The sequence below is a fragment of the Salmonella sp. A29-2 genome (genome assembly GCF_020150755.1).
Lineage (GTDB): Bacteria > Pseudomonadota > Gammaproteobacteria > Enterobacterales > Enterobacteriaceae > Salmonella > Salmonella enterica.
In genome coordinates this window covers 366,225-384,842 of record NZ_CP083731.1, presented here as the reverse complement: position 1 = coordinate 384,842, position 18,618 = coordinate 366,225, and the positions used below count along the sequence as shown (strand labels likewise).

The window sequence follows — 18,618 nt, the reverse complement described above, 5'->3', positions numbered from 1 at the left end:
TTGATCAACGCCGCGCCATCAGGCAATTCGGCCCTGCGCTTTCAACCACTCGCGTACCAGAAACAGCGCGCTGACGTTGCGGGCCTCGTTAAAATCGGGGTCTTCCAGCAGATCCATTAAATGCGCCAGCGGCCAGCGTACCTGCGGCAATGGCTCAGGCTCGTCGCCTTCCAGCGACTCCGGATAGAGATCTTCCGCCACCACGATATTCATTTTGCTGGAAAAATAAGAGGGCGCCATGCTGAGTTTTTTTAAGAAGGTCAGGTTATGCGCGCCAAACCCGACCTCTTCTTTGAGCTCCCGGTTCGCCGCTTCAAAAACGGTCTCGCCCGGGTCGATCAATCCTTTCGAGAAGCCCAGCTCATAGGATTCGGTTCCCACCGCATACTCACGAATAAGAATCAGATGCTCATCAACGATCGGCACAATCATTACCGCCTCACGGGTTGATGGTCGCATACGTTCATACACGCGACGCACGCCGTTGCTGAACTCCAGATCCACGCTTTCTACGTTAAACAGTCGGGATTGTGCGACGGTTTCCACTTTCAGAATGGTGGGTTTTTGTAATGATTTGCTCATTGTGAGAATCTTTGCAGTGTAATCTGTGGTCATTGTGCGACATACCGCACGGTTTCGGCAATGCGAATTGCCGTTTATTTACATTTATGTAACGTAATAAAAATTAATTCTTATTTCAAATTAAAAGTCAATAGGTTGAAATAACTCCAGGAATTTGCTGATATTCCGTTTTTGGTGGTATTGCTATGATTTGCCTTCACTGGGATGCGCTTTACAATGCTCAAGTTCAACTCCACGCTTGCCGATAGCCAACCACAGAAAAATGTTTATTGGACAGGGTGCGACTGACCACGCCTGACAGACTTAGTAAGATGGGGAAAGCATGAGCACCATTCTGATTTTTATAGCTGCTTTGCTGGCCTGCTCTCTACTGGCAATATGGCGGTTCCGGGTAAAGTCCAGACGAGGAAGCTTACCGTGGATCAGCGCCTTTCAGGACGCGCAAACGCGTAAACTGTTGCCCGAAGAGCGCAGCGCGGTAGAAAACTATCTCGATAACCTTAGCCAGATCCAGCAAGTTCCGGGGCCGACAGGCGCCAGTGCTGCGCCCATCTCGCTGACGCTAAACGCGGAAAGCAACAGTGTCGTGATACTGACCCACTCCATCACCCGCTACGGCATTACCACTGACGATCCTAATAAATGGCGCTACTACCTCGACTCCGTCGAAGTCCATCTGCCGCCTTTCTGGGAACAGTACATCAATGATGAAAACAACGTTGAGCTGATCCTCACGGATACGCTGCCGCTGGTGATCTCTTTAAACGGCCATACGCTGCAAGAGTATATGCAGGAGTCGCGCGGCTACGCGCTACAGAATACGGCCTCTACGCAGGCGTCGATTCGCGGCGAAGAGAGCGAGCAGATTGAGCTGTTGAATATCCGTCAGGAGACCCACGAAGAATATGCGCTCAGCCGCCCGGCTGGCTTGCGCGAAGCGTTGTTAATCGTCGCCTCCTTTTTGTTATTCTTTTTCTGTCTGATAACGCCAGACGTTTTTGTACCGTGGATGATAGGCGGCGCTATCCTGCTGCTGGCAGCCGGACTTTGGGGGCTTTTTGCGCCGCCGTCGAAAAGCGCGCTGCGGGAAATTCACTGTCTGCGGGGAACGCCCCGCCGCTGGGGACTGTTTGGGGAGAATAATCAGGAGCAGATTAACAATATTTCGCTGGGCATCATCGACCTTATTTACCCTGCCCACTGGCAACCCTACATTACGCAGGATCTTGGGCAACAAACGGATATTGATATTTACCTTGATCGCCATGTCGCGCGCCAGGGCCGGTTTTTATCCCTGCATGATGAAGTGAAAAACTTTCCGTTGCAGCACTGGTTACGCAGCACTGTTATTGCTATCGGTTCGCTGCTGGTGTTGTTTATGCTGCTGTTCTGGATCCCGCTGGATATGCCAATCAAGTTCACGCTATCGTGGATGAAAGGCGCGCAAGCCATTGAAGCGACAACGGTAAAACAGCTTGAAAAAGCTGGCGTGCGGGTGGGCGATACGCTGCACCTGAGCGGTAAAGGAATGTGTAATATTCATTCCGGCGCGACCTGGAGCGGCCAGTCTAACTCACCGTTTATGCCGTTCGATTGCTCGCAAATCATCTGGAATGACGCGCCTGCGCTACCGCTGCCGGAATCAGACCTGGTGAATAAAGCGATGGCGCTAAGCCAGGCGGTAAATCGTCAGCTCCATCCAAAACCCGAAGACGACTCGCGCGTCAGCGCATCTTTACGCTCCGCGATCCAAAAATCGGGCATGGTATTATTAGATGACTTTGGCGATATTGTTCTGAAAACCGCTGATTTGTGCGCGGCGGAAGACGAGTGCGTGCGTCTGAAAAATGCGCTGGTTAATCTCGGTAACAGTAAGGACTGGAACGCGCTGGTGAAACGCGCGAACGCCGGCAAACTGGACGGCGTCAACGTACTGCTACGCCCCGTAAGCGCAGAGTCGCTGGAAAATCTGGTCACGACCTCAACGGCGCCGTTTATTTCTCGCGAGACCGCGCGTGCCGCCCAGTCGCTGAATAGCCCCGCTCCCGGCGGATTCCTGATCGCCAGCGATGAAGGCAGCGAACTGGTTGATCAGGCCTGGCCGTCAACGCCGCTGTATGACTATCCCGCGCAGGAACAGTGGAGCGCCTTCCAGCGTCTGGCGCAAACGCTCATGCAGACGCCATTTAGCGCCGAGGGCATTGTCACCAGCGTGTATACCGATGCCAACGGTACGCAGCATATCAGCCTGCATCGTATCCCCGATAAATCCGGCTGGTGGCGTTACCTCGGCACCACGCTGCTGATGCTGGCAATGATAGTGAGCGCGGTCTACAACGGCATTCAGGCGTTCAGACGTTATCAACGCCACCGTACCCGTATGGCGGACATCCAGGAATACTATGAAAGCTGCCTCAATCCCAGGTTAACCGTCTCTCCGGAAAATCTCATCTGATAGCGCCGCCGTGCGACAGGGTATGCTACCCTGTCGCGCAAATTGCGTTACCCTGGAGTTCCCCATGCATATTGATATTGACTGGCAAAATGTGGATACCGTTTTGCTGGATATGGACGGCACGCTGCTCGATCTCGCGTTCGATAACTATTTCTGGCAAAAGCTGGTACCGGAAACCTACGGCGCGCAGCAGGGTATTTCGCCGCAGGACGCGCAGGAATATATTCGTCAGCAGTATCATGCCGTACAGCATACGCTAAACTGGTACTGTCTGGATTACTGGAGCGAGCGTCTGGGTCTGGATATTTGCGCCATGACGACGGCGCAAGGGCCGCGCGCCGTTTTGCGCGACGATACCGTACCGTTTCTGAATGCGTTAAAAGCCAGCGGAAAACGTCGGATTCTGCTCACCAATGCGCATCCACATAACCTGGCGGTGAAGCTGGAGCATACCGGTCTGGCCTCACACCTTGATTTATTACTTTCCACCCACACATTTGGTTATCCCAAAGAGGATCAGCGGTTATGGCGCGCTGTCACTGAGGAAACGGGAATAAGCGCAGAGAAAACGCTGTTTATCGATGACAGCGAACCGATTCTCGACGCCGCCGCCCGGTTTGGTATTCGCTACTGTCTTGGCGTGACGAATCCTGATTCCGGCCTGGCGGAAAAGCACTATACGCGCCATCCGTCCCTGAACGACTACCGCCGTCTGATCCCCTCGCTGAAGTGAAGGAGACGCCATGAAAGAAAAGTCCTCCGTTGAGGTCAGACTGGATAAATGGCTGTGGGCCGCGCGTTTTTATAAAACCCGCGCGCTGGCCCGCGAGATGATTGAAGGCGGTAAGGTGCATTACAACGGCCAGCGCAGTAAGCCGAGCAAAATCGTCGAGCTGAACGCAACCCTTACCCTGCGTCAGGGAAATGACGAACGGACGGTGATCGTTAAAGCCATCACCGAACAGCGCCGTCCGGCCAGCGAAGCCGTCGCTCTGTATGAAGAGACGGCGGAAAGCGTGGAAAAACGCGAAAAAATGGCGCAGGCGCGCAAGCTTAACGCCCTGACCATGCCGCATCCGGACAGGCGACCGGACAAGAAAGAGCGCCGCGACCTGTTACGATTTAAACACGGCGACAGCGAATAACTGTCACCCGCAAGAGAGATGATTATGCCGCAACATGACCAATTACATCGTTATCTGTTTGAAAACTTTGCCGTTCGCGGCGAGCTGGTGACCGTTTCGGAAACCTTGCAACAGATCCTCGACAATCATAACTATCCGCAGCCGGTGAAAAACGTACTGGCCGAACTGCTGGTCGCCACTAGCCTGCTGACCGCAACGCTGAAGTTTGCCGGTGACATTACGGTACAGCTCCAGGGCGACGGGCCGTTAAGCCTGGCGGTGATCAATGGCAATAATCAGCAGCAGATGCGCGGCGTGGCTCGCGTTCAGGGTGACATCCCTGACAATGCGGATCTCAAAACGCTGGTTGGCAACGGCTATCTGGTGATCACCATTACGCCGGAAGAGGGTGAGCGCTATCAGGGCGTGGTGGGTCTGGAAGGCGATACTCTGGCGGCGTGCCTGGAAGATTACTTCCTGCGCTCCGAGCAGTTGCCGACGCGCCTGTTTATCCGTACCGGCGATGTCGACGGTAAACCGGCGGCAGGTGGAATGTTGCTCCAGGTGATGCCGGCACAGAACGCGCAGGCGGAGGATTTCGACCATCTGGCTATGTTGACGGAAACCATTAAAAGCGAAGAGCTGCTGACGTTACCGGCAAATGACGTGCTGTGGCGTTTGTATCACGAAGAAGAAGTCACGCTCTACGATCCGCAAGATGTTGAATTCAAATGCACCTGTTCACGCGAACGTTGCGCGGGCGCGCTGAAAACATTGCCGGATGAAGAAGTGGACAGCATTCTGGCGGAAGAAGGCGAAATCGATATGCACTGCGATTACTGCGGCAATCATTATCTGTTCAATGCGATGGATATCGCGGAGATCCGTAACAACGCCTCTCCTGCCGATCCACAGGTTCATTAATCGCCTTTCAGTCGACAACATCATTGCCTGATGGCGCTGCGCTTATCTGGCCTACAGCATCCCGCTCCGTAGGCCGGATAAGGCATTTATGCCGCCATCCGGCAAAAAACTTACTCGTTGTAGTAATCCACATCCAACCGCTGACCATCAACAATGATATCGCGCCAGGCTTTGGGGGCTGAGTCTAACTGATGCCCGGCAATCGCGTGCAACAGTTGCGTCTTAGAAAACCCGTCCGGCAGTCGGGCGAACGCTTTCTGCGTCCATTTCCCCTCTTTTAAGCCGTAGACCTGGCTCTCGGCAACAATAAAGTTATACAGCACCTGCTCAGGCTGACCGTCACCGTTAAGATCCTGACTCACCAGCACGCAGGCATCCGGTTCAAGGCAGGAATCGTCCGAATAACTCTGCTCTTTGACAAACGCCCAAAATGCGGCATCCGGCTTCTGGCTACCGGGCGCAATCATCACCACCCGCGCTAAATCGTCCGCCGTCGGAGAGACCTTATTTCTCTGCAAAAACGTCATCAGTTCACGATTGCGCTTTCTGTTCTGCGTAAACGCCTCGTCATCCCGCAACGATTTCAACGCTTCCTGGCCAGGTTTGCCGCTGTGATCCAGCATATACAGGCTGATCTGATCCGCAGTAATTTTACCGCTATGGTAACGCGCCATATGGCTGTTGACGCTAATACGCCAGACATCAAGTACAGGCGAGGCCAGCAACAGCAATATCACCAGCGTCAACAAAGAGACGCTCAGTACCACCTTGCCTTGCCACTCACCAGGGTCGCGTCCGCGGCGTAACAGACCGATCAGATAACCGAAGGACCATACCAGCAAGACAGACGCCGTCAGCGCGCCATACAGACGATCCGGCGTCCAGCCGTATTGCTGAATACGTACCCATAACGCCCAGCCCGCCAGCAGCATATATATCGGGGCAACGCACAGCGAGGCGCTAATCATGCCGCGTAGTACGCGCGGATAGGGTAATACGCGCTTTTGCGGTTCATTGACAATCGCCACGAGGAGCAGCAGCATCAGCGTCAGCGTGGATAGCAGCCCCGCAGCGGAAACACGCGCAGAAATCGCCTCCAGTCCGGTAAAGGGTAACGTCACAATAAACAGCAATGCCAGCAGCGACACCACCGGCAGTAAACCTGTCGCGATCAGCGTCAGCAGCTTTTGCACCGCCGCCACAAGGCGCGACTGCGTGCGGGCGAGAATGACCGCCAGCGCCGTAATCAGGCCGATGGTCACATAAATAAAGGCTTCAGTTTCAAAGAAAAGGGTGCTGAAAAAGCGGATGCCCACCAGCCTGAATAGCGCGCTCCAGAGCAGAAGCACCAGCCAGAACAGTCCGTTGGCGACCAGGACGATAAACAATGTCAGTACGTTATGCCATAACCGCAGATAAAACTGGGGATAACGCGCCGAACCGGTTTGCGAATGTAACTGATATTGCATCCAGGGTAAGACCAGCATCGCCATCAACACAAGCCGGAGACCATACAGCCAGAGGAGCTCGGCCAGGCGCCATTTCTCCACCGTCTCAACCTGCCATTTCAGCCAGCCGCTCATTGCCAGCACGACCACAAAGGTCAGCCCCAGCCAGCCCCACAGCGCGCGCTGTTTAAAAGAAACCACGGTAAGCAATAGCATTGACGACAACGCTATCGTTGCAGGCATACCATAGAACAGCCAGTCGCTATTTTGTGGTACCAGCCAGGCCATCAGCAGGTAGCACAAGACGCCCTGCAGCAAACCGGTGAGCAACATACCCCAGCGAGTAGTACGTGAAAGCGCTACACTTTCCATGTCGTTATCCAGAATGATGAGAAAGTCGCATTATTGCATCATCTGTTCACCGCCAGGCGTCGTCATGCATAATTCAGAAAAAAACGCAGAGAGGTGAATCGATATTGTTAATGTTGGTGTTACGTAACTTTCTTACATGAATGCGATTACAGTCACATTATGTCGGTCAAAAACACTTCCTTTTAACGTTTTCAGAACATTTTCCACAACAAAAGTAGGTTTCCTGCCATAATAACCGCCGCTGCGTGACAGGAGTCACAGTGTTTTTCGTCAATCGTGATTTTGTCCAGATACGTAAATCTATGAGCCTTGTCGCGGTTAACCAACCTCAAAAAACCTTACTATTTTCGGTAATATATATTGGCTAAGGAGCAGTGATATGCGCGTTAACAATTTAACCCCGCAAGATCTCAAGGCTTATGGTATCAACGACGTCCAGGATATCGTTTACAATCCCAGCTACGACACCCTTTATCAGGAAGAACTTAATCCTGGTCTGGAAGGCTATGAGCGTGGCGTGTTAACTAACCTGGGCGCTGTTGCCGTTGATACCGGTATTTTTACCGGTCGTTCGCCTAAGGATAAGTATATTGTTCGCGACGACACCACGCGTGATACGCTGTGGTGGTCCGATAAGGGTAAAGGTAAAAACGATAATAAGCCGCTTTCCCAGGAAACCTGGCAACACCTGAAAGGTCTGGTGACGCATCAGCTTTCCGGTAAACGCTTATTCATTGTTGATGCGTTCTGCGGCGCAAATGCCGATACGCGTCTTTCCGTGCGCTTTATTACGGAAGTCGCCTGGCAGGCCCACTTCGTTAAAAATATGTTCATTCGCCCAACGGACGAAGAGCTGGTAGGCTTCAAACCTGACTTTATTGTCATGAACGGCGCGAAGTGCACCAACCCGCAGTGGAAAGAGCAAGGGCTGAACTCGGAAAACTTCGTGGCGTTCAACCTGACTGAACGTATTCAGCTTATTGGCGGCACCTGGTACGGCGGCGAAATGAAAAAAGGGATGTTCTCGGTAATGAACTACCTGCTGCCGCTCAAAGGTATCGCCTCAATGCACTGTTCCGCCAACGTGGGTGAAAAAGGCGATGTCGCGGTCTTCTTCGGCCTTTCCGGTACCGGAAAAACCACTCTGTCCACCGACCCGAAACGTCGTCTGATTGGCGATGATGAGCACGGTTGGGATGACGACGGCGTGTTCAACTTTGAAGGCGGCTGCTACGCCAAAACCATCAAACTGTCGAAAGAAGCGGAGCCAGAAATTTATCATGCGATTCGCCGTGATGCGCTGCTGGAAAACGTCACCGTGCGCGAAGACGGCACCGTAGATTTCGACGATGGTTCCAAAACCGAAAACACCCGCGTCTCTTACCCGATCTATCATATCGATAACATCGTTAAGCCCGTGTCCAAAGCAGGTCACGCCACCAAGGTTATCTTCCTGACGGCGGATGCTTTCGGCGTGTTGCCGCCGGTTTCCCGTTTAACCGCTAACCAGACGCAGTACCACTTCCTGTCGGGTTTCACCGCTAAACTGGCCGGCACCGAACGCGGCGTCACCGAACCGACCCCCACCTTCTCCGCCTGCTTCGGCGCCGCGTTCCTGACGCTGCACCCGACGCAGTATGCTGAGGTGCTGGTGAAACGTATGCAGGCAGCAGGCGCGCAGGCTTATCTGGTTAACACCGGCTGGAATGGCACCGGCAAACGTATCTCCATCAAAGATACGCGCGCGATTATCGACGCCATTCTGAACGGTTCTCTTGATAACGCGGAAACCTTCCGTCTGCCGCTGTTCGATCTGGCGATCCCGACTGAACTGCCAGGCGTGGATACCCACATTCTCGACCCGCGTAACACCTACGCGTCGCCGGAACAATGGCAGGAAAAAGCCACCGCGCTGGCGAAACTGTTCATTGAGAACTTCGAGAAGTATACGGATACCCCGGCAGGCGAAGCGCTGGTTAGCGCCGGACCGAAGCTGTAAGGAACAGGCCGGATGGCGGCTTTGAACGGCGTCATCCGGCGTTGAGAAGAAAGGGAGGGTAATACCTCCCTTTCTTATGCCTCTTTTGTCGTCCCCTGGACGCGAGCCACAGGAACCGGTAGCCAGGCGCGAATTGACAATCCGCCACGCTCGCTGGTGCCAATCTCCAGCATCCCGTTATGGTTATCGATAATGCGCTGCACAATCGCCAGCCCCAGCCCTGTGCCACTGGTGCTACGGGCGCTGTCGCCACGCACAAAAGGCTGGAACAGATGTTTACGCTGCTCCGGCTTAATGCCCGGCCCGTCATCTTCTACCTGGAACCAGGCGCGATGCGACTCGGTGCCGCTGCTGACCTTAATCCAGCCGTTGCCATAGCGGGCAGCATTGACCACCATATTCGCCACCGCGCGCTTAATCGAGAGCGGGTGCATTTTCACCTGGATACTGCCTGCCTGAAGCGCAGTGTTAATCTCACGCTCATAGCCGCTTTCCGCCGCAATCACCTCGCCCAGTACGGAATTGAGATCCGCCATCTCCATTGGCATTTCCTGACCGGTACGCAGATAGTCAATAAACTGTTCGATAATGGCGTTACACTCTTCGATGTCTTTATTGATCGACTCCGCGAGATAACCGTCTTCCTCGCCCATCATCTCCGTCGCCAGACGAATACGGGTCAGCGGCGTGCGCAAGTCGTGGCTGACGCCCGCCATCAATAGCGTACGGTCATCGGCCAATTGTTTCACGCCGGCTGCCATATGGTTAAACGCCCGAGTCACAGAGCGCACCTCAGAGGCGCCATATTCACGCAGCGGCGGCGGAATAATTCCCTTCCCTACCTGCAAAGCGGCATGTTCAAGATCCACTAACGGTCGATTCTGTATACGAATAAACAGCCACGCGCCGCCTATCGCCAGGAGCATGATCGCCAGCGTGTAACGGAAAAGCGGAGAAAAATCGCCCTGATGAATCTCGGTCAGCGGCACGCGCACCCAGATATTGGGCGACAGCCAGGTTTTGAGCCACACAACGGGCGAGCTTTTGTTGACCTCAACGCGCACTTCCGTCGGGCCGCCTAATTGCTGCGCCATCTGGTGGCTTAAGAATTCGTAGTGTTGCGCCCAACGCAACCCGGCCTCTTCGGCGGCTTCGTTGGTGTAGAGAGAGATCCCCAGCTCGCGATAGATTTCCCGGCGAAACGCAGGCGGCACGACTAACTGCGTGCCGTCCTCCAGTTGCAGCTTATCGGTCATCAGCATACGGACTTCGTAAGCCAGAACCTTATTAAACTGCTGGAGGCTCGGCAAAATCGCGAAGTTCAGCACCACCAGGTAGGTCGTCACCAGGCTGACGAACAGCAAGGTGACGATGAGCAACAGCGTGCGGGCAAATGAACTTCGCGGCGAGAAGCGCATTCGCCTCATGCTTTAGAACCGTCCGGTACGAAGACGTAGCCCAGGCCCCATACGGTCTGAATATAACGCGGATGTGCCGGATCTTCTTCCACCATACGGCGCAGGCGGGAGATCTGGACGTCGATGGAGCGTTCCATCGCGGAATACTCGCGGCCACGGGCCAGATTCATCAGCTTATCGCGAGAGAGCGGCTCGCGCGGATGGCTGACTAACGCTTTCAGTACCGCAAACTCCCCGCTGGTCAGCGGCATCGGTTCATCTTCACGGAACATCTCGCGCGTACCGAGGTTCAGTTTAAACTTACCGAACGCGATAACGGCCTCTTCCTGCGACGGCGCGCCGGGCAGTTCGTTTGCCTGACGACGTAGCACGGCGCGGATACGCGCCAACAGCTCGCGCGGGTTAAACGGTTTAGGAATGTAGTCATCGGCGCCGATTTCCAGCCCGACGATACGGTCAACTTCTTCACCCTTCGCCGTGACCATAATGATCGGCATTGGATTACTCTGACTACGCAGGCGACGACAAATCGACAGACCATCTTCACCTGGCAGCATTAAATCCAGTACCATGAGATGGAAAGATTCACGGGTCAGCAGACGATCCATCTGCTCGGCGTTAGCGACGCTTCGAACCTGGAAGCCCTGCTCGGTCAGATAACGTTCCAGTAGCGCCCGCAGACGCATATCGTCATCAACCACCAGAATCTTATAATTCTCTTGCATTGTCTGTACTCCCAAAGGTTCGCAACAAATGTAAGTGTGTATTCTTAAAAAAGCTCACGTGAGTCACCAGCAAATTCTGGTATGAATTTCAGGCTAAATTGTTACAAAGCATATTTAACAGCAGCTTAAATATACAATTAATCGGCAACCCCATTATTTATTCTGTCGGGACGATCACGTTATACCCCGTGTGCGCAATATCGACAGCAAAGGTAAATCAACGAGATGAAAACGCCCCTGATCACCCGCGAAGGGTACGAAACACTCAAACAAGAGCTCAATTATCTCTGGCGTGAAGAGCGCCCGGAGGTCACCAAAAAAGTGACCTGGGCTGCGAGTCTGGGCGACCGCAGCGAGAATGCCGACTATCAGTATAATAAAAAGCGCCTGCGTGAGATCGACAGACGCGTCAGATATCTGACCAAATGCATGGAAAATCTCAAAATCGTGGATTATTCCCCACAGCAGGAGGGCAAAGTCTTCTTCGGCGCCTGGGTGGAAATTGAAAATGATGACGGCGATACGCTGAAGTTCCGCATTGTCGGCTACGATGAAATTTTCGGACGTAAGGATTACATCTCTATCGACTCGCCGATGGCGCGGGCGCTACTGAAAAAAGAAGTGGGCGATCTGGCGGTGGTCAACCCCCCTGTCGGCGAAGCAAACTGGTACGTCAATGCGATCGAATACGTCAAATAAGACAAGAAGAATCCTAAGCCCCCGCTGATGGCTGGCATTTTTGCCAGCCAATCCGTATAACTATCCCCTGATTTTTATCCTGAAGACGAAGCTAACCCATGATGAATGATTCTTTCTGCCGCATTATTGCGGGTGAAATCCAGGCAAATGCCGGGCAGGTTGAAGCTGCCGTTCGCCTGCTTGACGAAGGGAACACCGTGCCGTTTATCGCACGTTATCGTAAAGAAATCACCGGCGGTCTGGATGACACGCAGTTGCGTAACCTGGAAACGCGTCTGGGCTATCTGCGTGAGCTGGAAGACAGGCGTCAGGCCATCCTCAAGTCCATTTCCGAACAAGGCAAACTGACCGATGAGCTGGCTGGCGCCATCAACGCTACGTTAAGTAAGACCGAGCTCGAAGACCTCTACCTGCCCTATAAACCTAAACGCCGCACCCGTGGACAAATCGCCATTGAAGCCGGCCTTGAGCCGCTGGCCGATCTGCTCTGGAACGAGCCGTCCCACGATCCTGACGTGGAAGCGGCAAAGTACATTGATGGCGACAAAGGCGTGGCGGACACGAAAGCCGCGCTCGACGGCGCACGCTACATTCTGATGGAGCGCTTTGCCGAAGACGCCGCATTGCTGGCGAAAGTGCGTGATTACCTGTGGAAGAACGCCCATCTGGTCGCCACCGTCGTGAGCGGCAAAGAGGAAGAAGGGGCAAAATTCCGCGACTATTTCGACCATCATGAGCCCATTGCTAACGTCCCGTCTCACCGTGCGCTGGCCATGTTCCGTGGTCGTAACGAAGGCATTCTGCAACTTTCGCTCAATGCCGACCCACAGTTTGATGAGCCGCCAAAAGAAAGCTACTGCGAGCAAATCATCATGGACCATCTCGGCCTGCGGCTGAATAACGCCCCGGCGGATAGCTGGCGCAAAGGCGTAGTGAGCTGGACGTGGCGTATCAAAGTCTTAATGCACCTCGAAACCGAACTGATGGGCACCGTGCGCGAACGTGCGGAAGACGAAGCGATTAACGTGTTTGCGCGTAACCTGCACGACCTGCTGATGGCAGCCCCCGCAGGCCTGCGCGCCACGATGGGCCTTGATCCTGGCCTGCGTACCGGCGTAAAAGTCGCTGTCGTTGACGGCACCGGCAAGCTGGTGGCGACGGATACCATTTATCCGCATACCGGTCAGGCGGCCAAAGCGGCTACCGTGATCGCCGCGCTGTGCGAAAAATACCACGTCGAACTGGTCGCGATTGGCAACGGTACGGCCTCGCGTGAAACCGAACGCTTCTATCTCGACGTACAAAAACAGTTCCCGAACGTGACGGCGCAGAAAGTGATCGTCAGCGAAGCGGGGGCGTCCGTGTATTCCGCTTCTGAGCTGGCGGCGCAGGAGTTTCCGGATCTCGACGTCTCCCTGCGCGGCGCGGTCTCTATCGCGCGTCGTCTACAGGATCCGCTGGCGGAACTGGTGAAAATCGATCCGAAATCGATCGGCGTCGGCCAATATCAACACGATGTCAGCCAGACCCAGTTGGCCCGTAAACTGGATGCGGTGGTCGAAGACTGCGTAAACGCCGTCGGCGTCGATTTGAATACCGCCTCCGTACCGCTGCTGACCCGCGTCGCGGGCTTAACGCGCATGATGGCGCAAAACATCGTCGCCTGGCGCGATGAGAACGGTCAGTTCCAGAACCGCCAGCAACTGTTGAAGGTGAGCCGTCTGGGGCCGAAAGCGTTTGAGCAGTGCGCGGGCTTCCTGCGTATTAACCACGGCGATAACCCGCTGGATGCCTCCACCGTCCACCCGGAAGCCTATCCGGTTGTCGAACGCATTCTGGCGGCGACGCAGCAAGCGCTAAAAGATCTGATGGGCAACAGCAACGAATTGCGTCACCTCAAGGCCGCTGATTTTACCGACGATAAATTCGGCGTGCCGACCGTGAGCGATATCATCAAAGAGCTGGAAAAACCGGGCCGCGACCCGCGTCCTGAATTTAAAACCGCGCAATTCGCCGATGGCGTCGAAACCATGAACGACCTGCTGCCGGGGATGATTCTGGAAGGGGCGGTCACTAACGTCACTAACTTCGGCGCGTTTGTCGATATCGGCGTTCATCAGGATGGCCTGGTCCACATCTCTTCCCTGTCGACTAAGTTCGTCGACGATCCACACACCGTGGTGAAAGCGGGCGATATTGTGAAGGTGAAAGTGCTGGAAGTGGATCTGCAACGTAAGCGTATCGCGCTGACGATGCGTCTGGACGAACAGCCCGGCGAAACCGCCGCTCGCCGCGGCGGCGGCGCCGATCGCTCTCAGGGCAACCGCCCGGCATCAAAAGCGGCGAAACCGCGCGGTCGTGACGCCCAGCCAGCCGGTAACAGCGCCATGATGGACGCGCTGGCAGCGGCAATGGGAAAAAAACGCTAATCGGGTAATACGCAGGCCGGGTTACTTCTTATCCGGCCTGCGATTTTGCAATACGTCCAACCCTTTCTTTTTTAATTAACAATTAAATCTTACCCATTAGAATCTGTTAATTAATTTCCTTCTGCTATCCGCACTATTAATTATCACTTTATTAACAGATGAAACCTTAATTAAACATTAAAAACGGTGAATATTTGCACATTAGAGGTATTTGCAAAAAGACAAATAAATGTTGAGCCATATCAACATCGGCGCAAATTATCGCTTATTTGTACATTCCGTCACATTTTAATCGTTGAAGATAGAAACCATTCTCATTATCATTGTGTTGTTGATTATTTACTCTTTCCTTCGTTGGCTAAACATCGGGTCTCCTGCCGCCCCCCTGAGCGCCGCATGAGGTATACATCCAGTTAGTAAGAAACAAGTAGGTCGTATGCAATTCACTCCTGACACTGCGTGGAAAATCACCGGCTTTGCGCGTGAAATCAGCCCGGCGTATCGTCAAAAACTGCTTTCGCTCGGCATGTTGCCCGGCTCTTCATTTAATGTCGTCCGCGTCGCGCCCTTAGGCGATCCGATCCATATCGAAACACGACGCGTGAGTCTGGTTTTGCGTAAAAAGGATTTGGCGTTAATAGAAGTGGAAGCGGTTTCCTGTTAATACAGTGAGTCTATAAAAATGAAAAAATTAACCATTGGTTTAATTGGTAATCCTAATTCCGGCAAGACCACCTTATTTAACCAACTCACCGGCGCGCGTCAGCGCGTGGGGAACTGGGCGGGCGTCACCGTCGAGCGTAAAGAGGGCCAGTTCGCGACAACTGACCACCAGGTCACGCTGGTAGATTTACCCGGCACCTATTCTCTGACGACCATCTCGTCACAAACCTCTCTCGACGAACAGATCGCCTGCCACTACATCCTGAGCGGCGACGCCGACCTGTTGATAAACGTTGTGGACGCCTCCAATCTGGAGCGCAACCTCTATTTGACGCTGCAACTGCTGGAGCTGGGTATCCCCTGTATTGTCGCGCTCAACATGCTGGATATCGCCGAAAAACAGCAGGTTCGTATTGATGTCGACGCTCTGTCCACGCGTCTGGGTTGCCCTGTCGTACCGCTGGTATCGACTCGCGGCCGCGGTATCGAGGCGCTGAAACTGGCCATTGACCGTCACAACGCTAACGACAACGTCGAACTGGTGCATTATGCCCAGCCGCTGCTGCGCGAAGCAGGTTTCCTGGCCGACGCGATGGCCCAGGAGATGCCTTTACAACAGCGCCGCTGGCTGGGTCTGCAAATGCTGGAGGGCGATATCTACAGCCGGGCCTACGCAGGCGAAGCGGCGCAAAACCTGGACACCTCCCTTGCCCGTCTGAAGGACGAAATGGACGACCCGGCGCTGCATATCGCCGACGCCCGTTACCAGTGTATCGCCGCTATTTGCGACGTGGTCAGCAATACCCTGACAGCCGAACCCAGCCGCTTCACCAGGGCGGTCGATAAAATTATCCTGAACCGCTTCCTCGGCTTACCGATTTTTTTGTTCGTGATGTACCTGATGTTCCTGCTCGCCATTAACATCGGCGGCGCGTTGCAACCCCTGTTTGATGCCGGTTCCGTCGCCATCTTTATTCATGGCATTCAATGGATTGGCTACACGTTGCACTTCCCGGATTGGTTAACCATCTTCCTGGCGCAAGGTCTTGGCGGCGGGATCAATACCGTCCTGCCGCTGGTGCCGCAAATCGGGATGATGTACCTGTTCCTCTCCTTCCTTGAAGACTCCGGTTATATGGCGCGCGCGGCCTTCGTCATGGATCGCCTGATGCAGGCGCTGGGACTACCGGGTAAATCCTTCGTGCCGCTGATTGTCGGCTTCGGCTGTAATGTACCTTCCGTGATGGGCGCCCGCACGCTTGACGCTCCGCGCGAACGCCTGATGACCATCATGATGGCGCCGTTTATGTCCTGTGGCGCGCGCCTGGCGATTTTCGCCGTCTTTGCCGCCGCCTTCTTCGGGCAAAACGGCGCGCTGGCGGTCTTCTCGCTGTACGTGCTGGGTATTGTCATGGCGGTATTAACCGGCCTGATGCTGAAGCATACCATTATGCGCGGCGAAGCTTCTCCGTTTGTGATGGAGCTGCCGGTTTACCACGTCCCGCATATCAAGAGCCTGATCATCCAGACCTGGCAACGCCTGAAAGGTTTTGTACTACGCGCCGGTAAAGTCATTATCATCGTGAGTATTTTCCTGAGCGCGTTTAACAGTTTCTCGTTGAGCGGCAAAATCGTCGATAACATTAATGACTCTGCCCTCGCCTCTGTAAGCCGGGTCATCACGCCAGTCTTTAAACCGATCGGCGTCCATGAGGATAACTGGCAAGCGACCGTGGGTCTGTTTACGGGCGCCATGGCGAAAGAGGTTGTCGTCGGTACGCTGAACACGCTCTACACCGCCGAAAATATTCAGGACGAAGCGTTTAATCCTGCCGACTTCCACCTCGGCGATGAACTGCTGGGCGCGGTTGACGATACCTGGCAAAGCCTGAAAGACACCTTTAGCCTGAGCGTACTGGCTAACCCGATCGAAGCGAGTAAAGGCGACGGCGAAATGGCGACCGGCGCGATGGGCGTGATGGATCAAAAATTCGGCAGCGCCGCGGCGGCGTACAGTTACCTGATTTTCGTCCTGCTTTACGTACCGTGTATCTCGGTAATGGGCGCTATCGCCCGCGAGTCCAGCCGCGGCTGGATGGGCTTCTCCATCCTGTGGGGGCTGAATATCGCCTATTCGCTCGCCACGCTGTTCTACCAGGTTACCAGCTTCAGTCAACACCCGACATACAGCCTGATCTGTATTCTGGCAGTGATCGTCTTTAACGTTGTGGTGTTAAGCCTGTTACGCCGCGCCCGCAGCCGTGTAGACATTGAACTGCTGGCAACCCGCAAAAACGTCAGTTCCTGTTGTTCGGGCACTGCGGGCAATTGTCACTAAGGGATGTAAAAAATGGCTTCATTGATACAGGTTCGCGATCTACTGGCGCTGCGGGGGCGTATGGAGGCAACGCAAATCAGCCATACGCTGCACGCTCCGCAGCCCATGATCGACGCCATGCTGAATCAACTGGAGATCATGGGTAAAGCGGTACGTATCCCGGAAGAAGCGGACGGCTGCCTTTCAGGCAGCTGTAAAAGTTGTCCGGAAGGTAAAGCCTGCCTGCGCGAATGGTGGGCCTTGCGTTGACCTTCGCCGGGTAGCGGCGTAACGCGTCTTATCCGGCCTTTATCCCGCATTATGTTGCCCGGTACGCGTCACGCTGCCGGGCAATTTTGCGTCATGCCTTCCACAAAGATGAAAGCGTTACCGCCGTGCGCATTTATCTCCCCACGCGCCTCGCAAGCGCACTAATCCTCTACTGCAATCAGCCCGGTCTGCGCGTAGTGTCACGCCATTGAACTTCACCGATGACGGATCGATATGGCGACCTCAACAACATCCACGCCGCATGACGCGGTATTCAAACAGTTTCTATGCCACCCCGATACTGCACGGGATTTTTTGGAAATTCATCTCCCGACGACATTACGTCAAATCTGTAATCTGAATACGTTACGGCTGGAGTCCGGTAGCTTTATTGAAGAGGATTTACGCCCCCATTATTCCGATATTCTTTGGTCGCTGGAAACAAGTGAAGGTGAAGGTTACATTTACGTGGTTATTGAACATCAGAGTACGCCGGACGCGCATATGGCATTTCGGCTGATGCGTTACGCAATGGCTGCAATGCAACGGCACCTGGAAGCCGGGCATAAGACGTTGCCGTTAGTGGTGCCAATGCTGTTTTATCACGGAAACCGCAGCCCGTATCCGTTCTCATTATGCTGGCTGGATGAATTTGCCGACCCGGTGATGGCGCGTAAGCTATACGCCACCGCCTTTCCTCTGGTCGATATTACGGTCGTGCCGGACGACGAGATTATGCGACACCGACGGGTCGCGCTGCTGGAACTCATACAAAAACACATCCGCCAGCGTGATCTGATGGGGCTTGTCGAACAGCTGGTCGCCCTGCTGGTTAAGGGATACGCTAATGACACCCAGCTTCAAAGTTTGTTTAATTACATGATGCACACTGGCGACGCCGCGCGCTTCAATACGTTTATCCGCCAAGTGGCTATGCGTATCCCACAGCATAAGGAGAAGATCATGACTATCGCAGACAGATTACGTCAGGAAGGACATCGTAACGGGTTACAGAAAGGGCTACAGCAAGGCAAACAGGAAGGCCAACGGCTCGCCGCATTGCGCATTGCCCGCTCCATGCTAAACGATGGTTTCGATCGCGATACCGTGCTTAGGGTTACCGGGCTGGCGCCTGCCGATCTGGCGTCTGAAAGCCATTAACCTTGCAGAATGGTCCGGGCCCGGCAACGCCC

The 18,618-nt window shown here is 54.3% G+C and carries 15 protein-coding genes; 11 read left to right on the top strand and 4 right to left on the bottom strand.

Annotated elements, in window-relative coordinates:
* Positions 1–18: 18 nt before the first annotated feature.
* On the bottom strand, positions 19–582 hold the full coding sequence (gene nudE / locus K8W53_RS01735) for an ADP compounds hydrolase NudE (RefSeq protein WP_000045725.1): 564 nt from the start codon (positions 580–582) through the stop codon (positions 19–21).
* Between the two features lie 322 nt (positions 583–904).
* Between nudE and igaA the strand changes: the two genes are divergently transcribed.
* The 4 genes from igaA to hslO all read left to right on the top strand — a co-directional run bounded on the left by igaA (position 905) and on the right by hslO (position 5,085).
* Positions 905–3,037 (top strand): intracellular growth attenuator protein IgaA, encoded by a 2,133-nt coding sequence (gene igaA, locus K8W53_RS01730; RefSeq protein WP_000104088.1) that lies wholly within the window; start codon positions 905–907, stop codon positions 3,035–3,037.
* A gap of 64 nt (positions 3,038–3,101) precedes the next feature.
* A complete protein-coding gene (yrfG, locus tag K8W53_RS01725) occupies positions 3,102–3,770 on the top strand; it encodes a GMP/IMP nucleotidase (protein WP_001681571.1) in 669 nt (222 codons plus the stop codon).
* 10 nt (positions 3,771–3,780) lie between these two features.
* Positions 3,781–4,182 carry a ribosome-associated heat shock protein Hsp15 gene (gene hslR, locus K8W53_RS01720; RefSeq protein ID WP_000660721.1) on the top strand — a complete coding sequence of 134 codons (402 nt, stop codon included), beginning with the start codon at positions 3,781–3,783 and terminating at the stop codon, positions 4,180–4,182.
* Between the two features lie 24 nt (positions 4,183–4,206).
* Positions 4,207–5,085 (top strand): Hsp33 family molecular chaperone HslO, encoded by an 879-nt coding sequence (hslO, locus tag K8W53_RS01715; protein ID WP_001804940.1) that lies wholly within the window; start codon positions 4,207–4,209, stop codon positions 5,083–5,085.
* 110 nt (positions 5,086–5,195) lie between these two features.
* Here hslO and K8W53_RS01710 read toward each other — a convergent pair whose 3' ends face one another.
* The gene (locus K8W53_RS01710; RefSeq protein WP_023224186.1) at positions 5,196–6,905 is read right to left on the bottom strand and encodes a DUF4153 domain-containing protein; all 1,710 of its coding nucleotides are present in this window, start codon (positions 6,903–6,905) and stop codon (positions 5,196–5,198) included.
* Between the two features lie 379 nt (positions 6,906–7,284).
* Here K8W53_RS01710 and pckA point away from each other — a divergent pair, with 379 nt between their 5' ends.
* A complete protein-coding gene (gene pckA / locus K8W53_RS01705; RefSeq protein WP_001265689.1) occupies positions 7,285–8,904 on the top strand; it encodes a phosphoenolpyruvate carboxykinase (ATP) in 1,620 nt (539 codons plus the stop codon).
* Positions 8,905–8,978: 74 nt separating this feature from the next.
* Here the strand turns inward: pckA and envZ are convergent, their stop codons facing one another.
* A complete protein-coding gene (envZ, locus tag K8W53_RS01700) occupies positions 8,979–10,331 on the bottom strand; it encodes a two-component system sensor histidine kinase EnvZ (protein WP_001253818.1) in 1,353 nt (450 codons plus the stop codon).
* Positions 10,328–11,047 carry a two-component system response regulator OmpR gene (gene ompR / locus K8W53_RS01695; protein WP_001157751.1) on the bottom strand — a complete coding sequence of 240 codons (720 nt, stop codon included), beginning with the start codon at positions 11,045–11,047 and terminating at the stop codon, positions 10,328–10,330. The genes envZ and ompR overlap by 4 nt, the downstream gene beginning before the upstream one ends.
* Positions 11,048–11,272: 225 nt before the next feature.
* On the opposite strand from ompR, the gene greB reads away from it, so the two are divergent.
* The 6 genes from greB to K8W53_RS01665 all read left to right on the top strand — a co-directional run bounded on the left by greB (position 11,273) and on the right by K8W53_RS01665 (position 18,586).
* Entirely contained in the window at positions 11,273–11,746 is a 474-nt protein-coding gene (gene greB / locus K8W53_RS01690) for a transcription elongation factor GreB (RefSeq protein WP_024154018.1), read from the top strand.
* Positions 11,747–11,844: 98 nt separating this feature from the next.
* Positions 11,845–14,175 (top strand): Tex family protein, encoded by a 2,331-nt coding sequence (locus tag K8W53_RS01685; protein WP_023224185.1) that lies wholly within the window; start codon positions 11,845–11,847, stop codon positions 14,173–14,175.
* A 436-nt stretch (positions 14,176–14,611) separates the two neighbouring features.
* Entirely contained in the window at positions 14,612–14,839 is a 228-nt protein-coding gene (gene feoA, locus K8W53_RS01680; RefSeq protein ID WP_001160955.1) for a ferrous iron transporter A, read from the top strand.
* Between the two features lie 18 nt (positions 14,840–14,857).
* A complete protein-coding gene (gene feoB, locus K8W53_RS01675) occupies positions 14,858–17,176 on the top strand; it encodes a Fe(2+) transporter permease subunit FeoB (RefSeq protein WP_000736983.1) in 2,319 nt (772 codons plus the stop codon).
* 12 nt (positions 17,177–17,188) lie between these two features.
* Positions 17,189–17,425, top strand: coding sequence for a [Fe-S]-dependent transcriptional repressor FeoC (gene feoC / locus K8W53_RS01670; RefSeq protein ID WP_000157587.1), 237 nt, complete (start codon positions 17,189–17,191; stop codon positions 17,423–17,425).
* A gap of 234 nt (positions 17,426–17,659) precedes the next feature.
* On the top strand, positions 17,660–18,586 hold the full coding sequence (locus K8W53_RS01665; RefSeq protein WP_000235954.1) for an Rpn family recombination-promoting nuclease/putative transposase: 927 nt from the start codon (positions 17,660–17,662) through the stop codon (positions 18,584–18,586).
* The last annotated feature ends 32 nt before the right edge of the window (positions 18,587–18,618 follow it).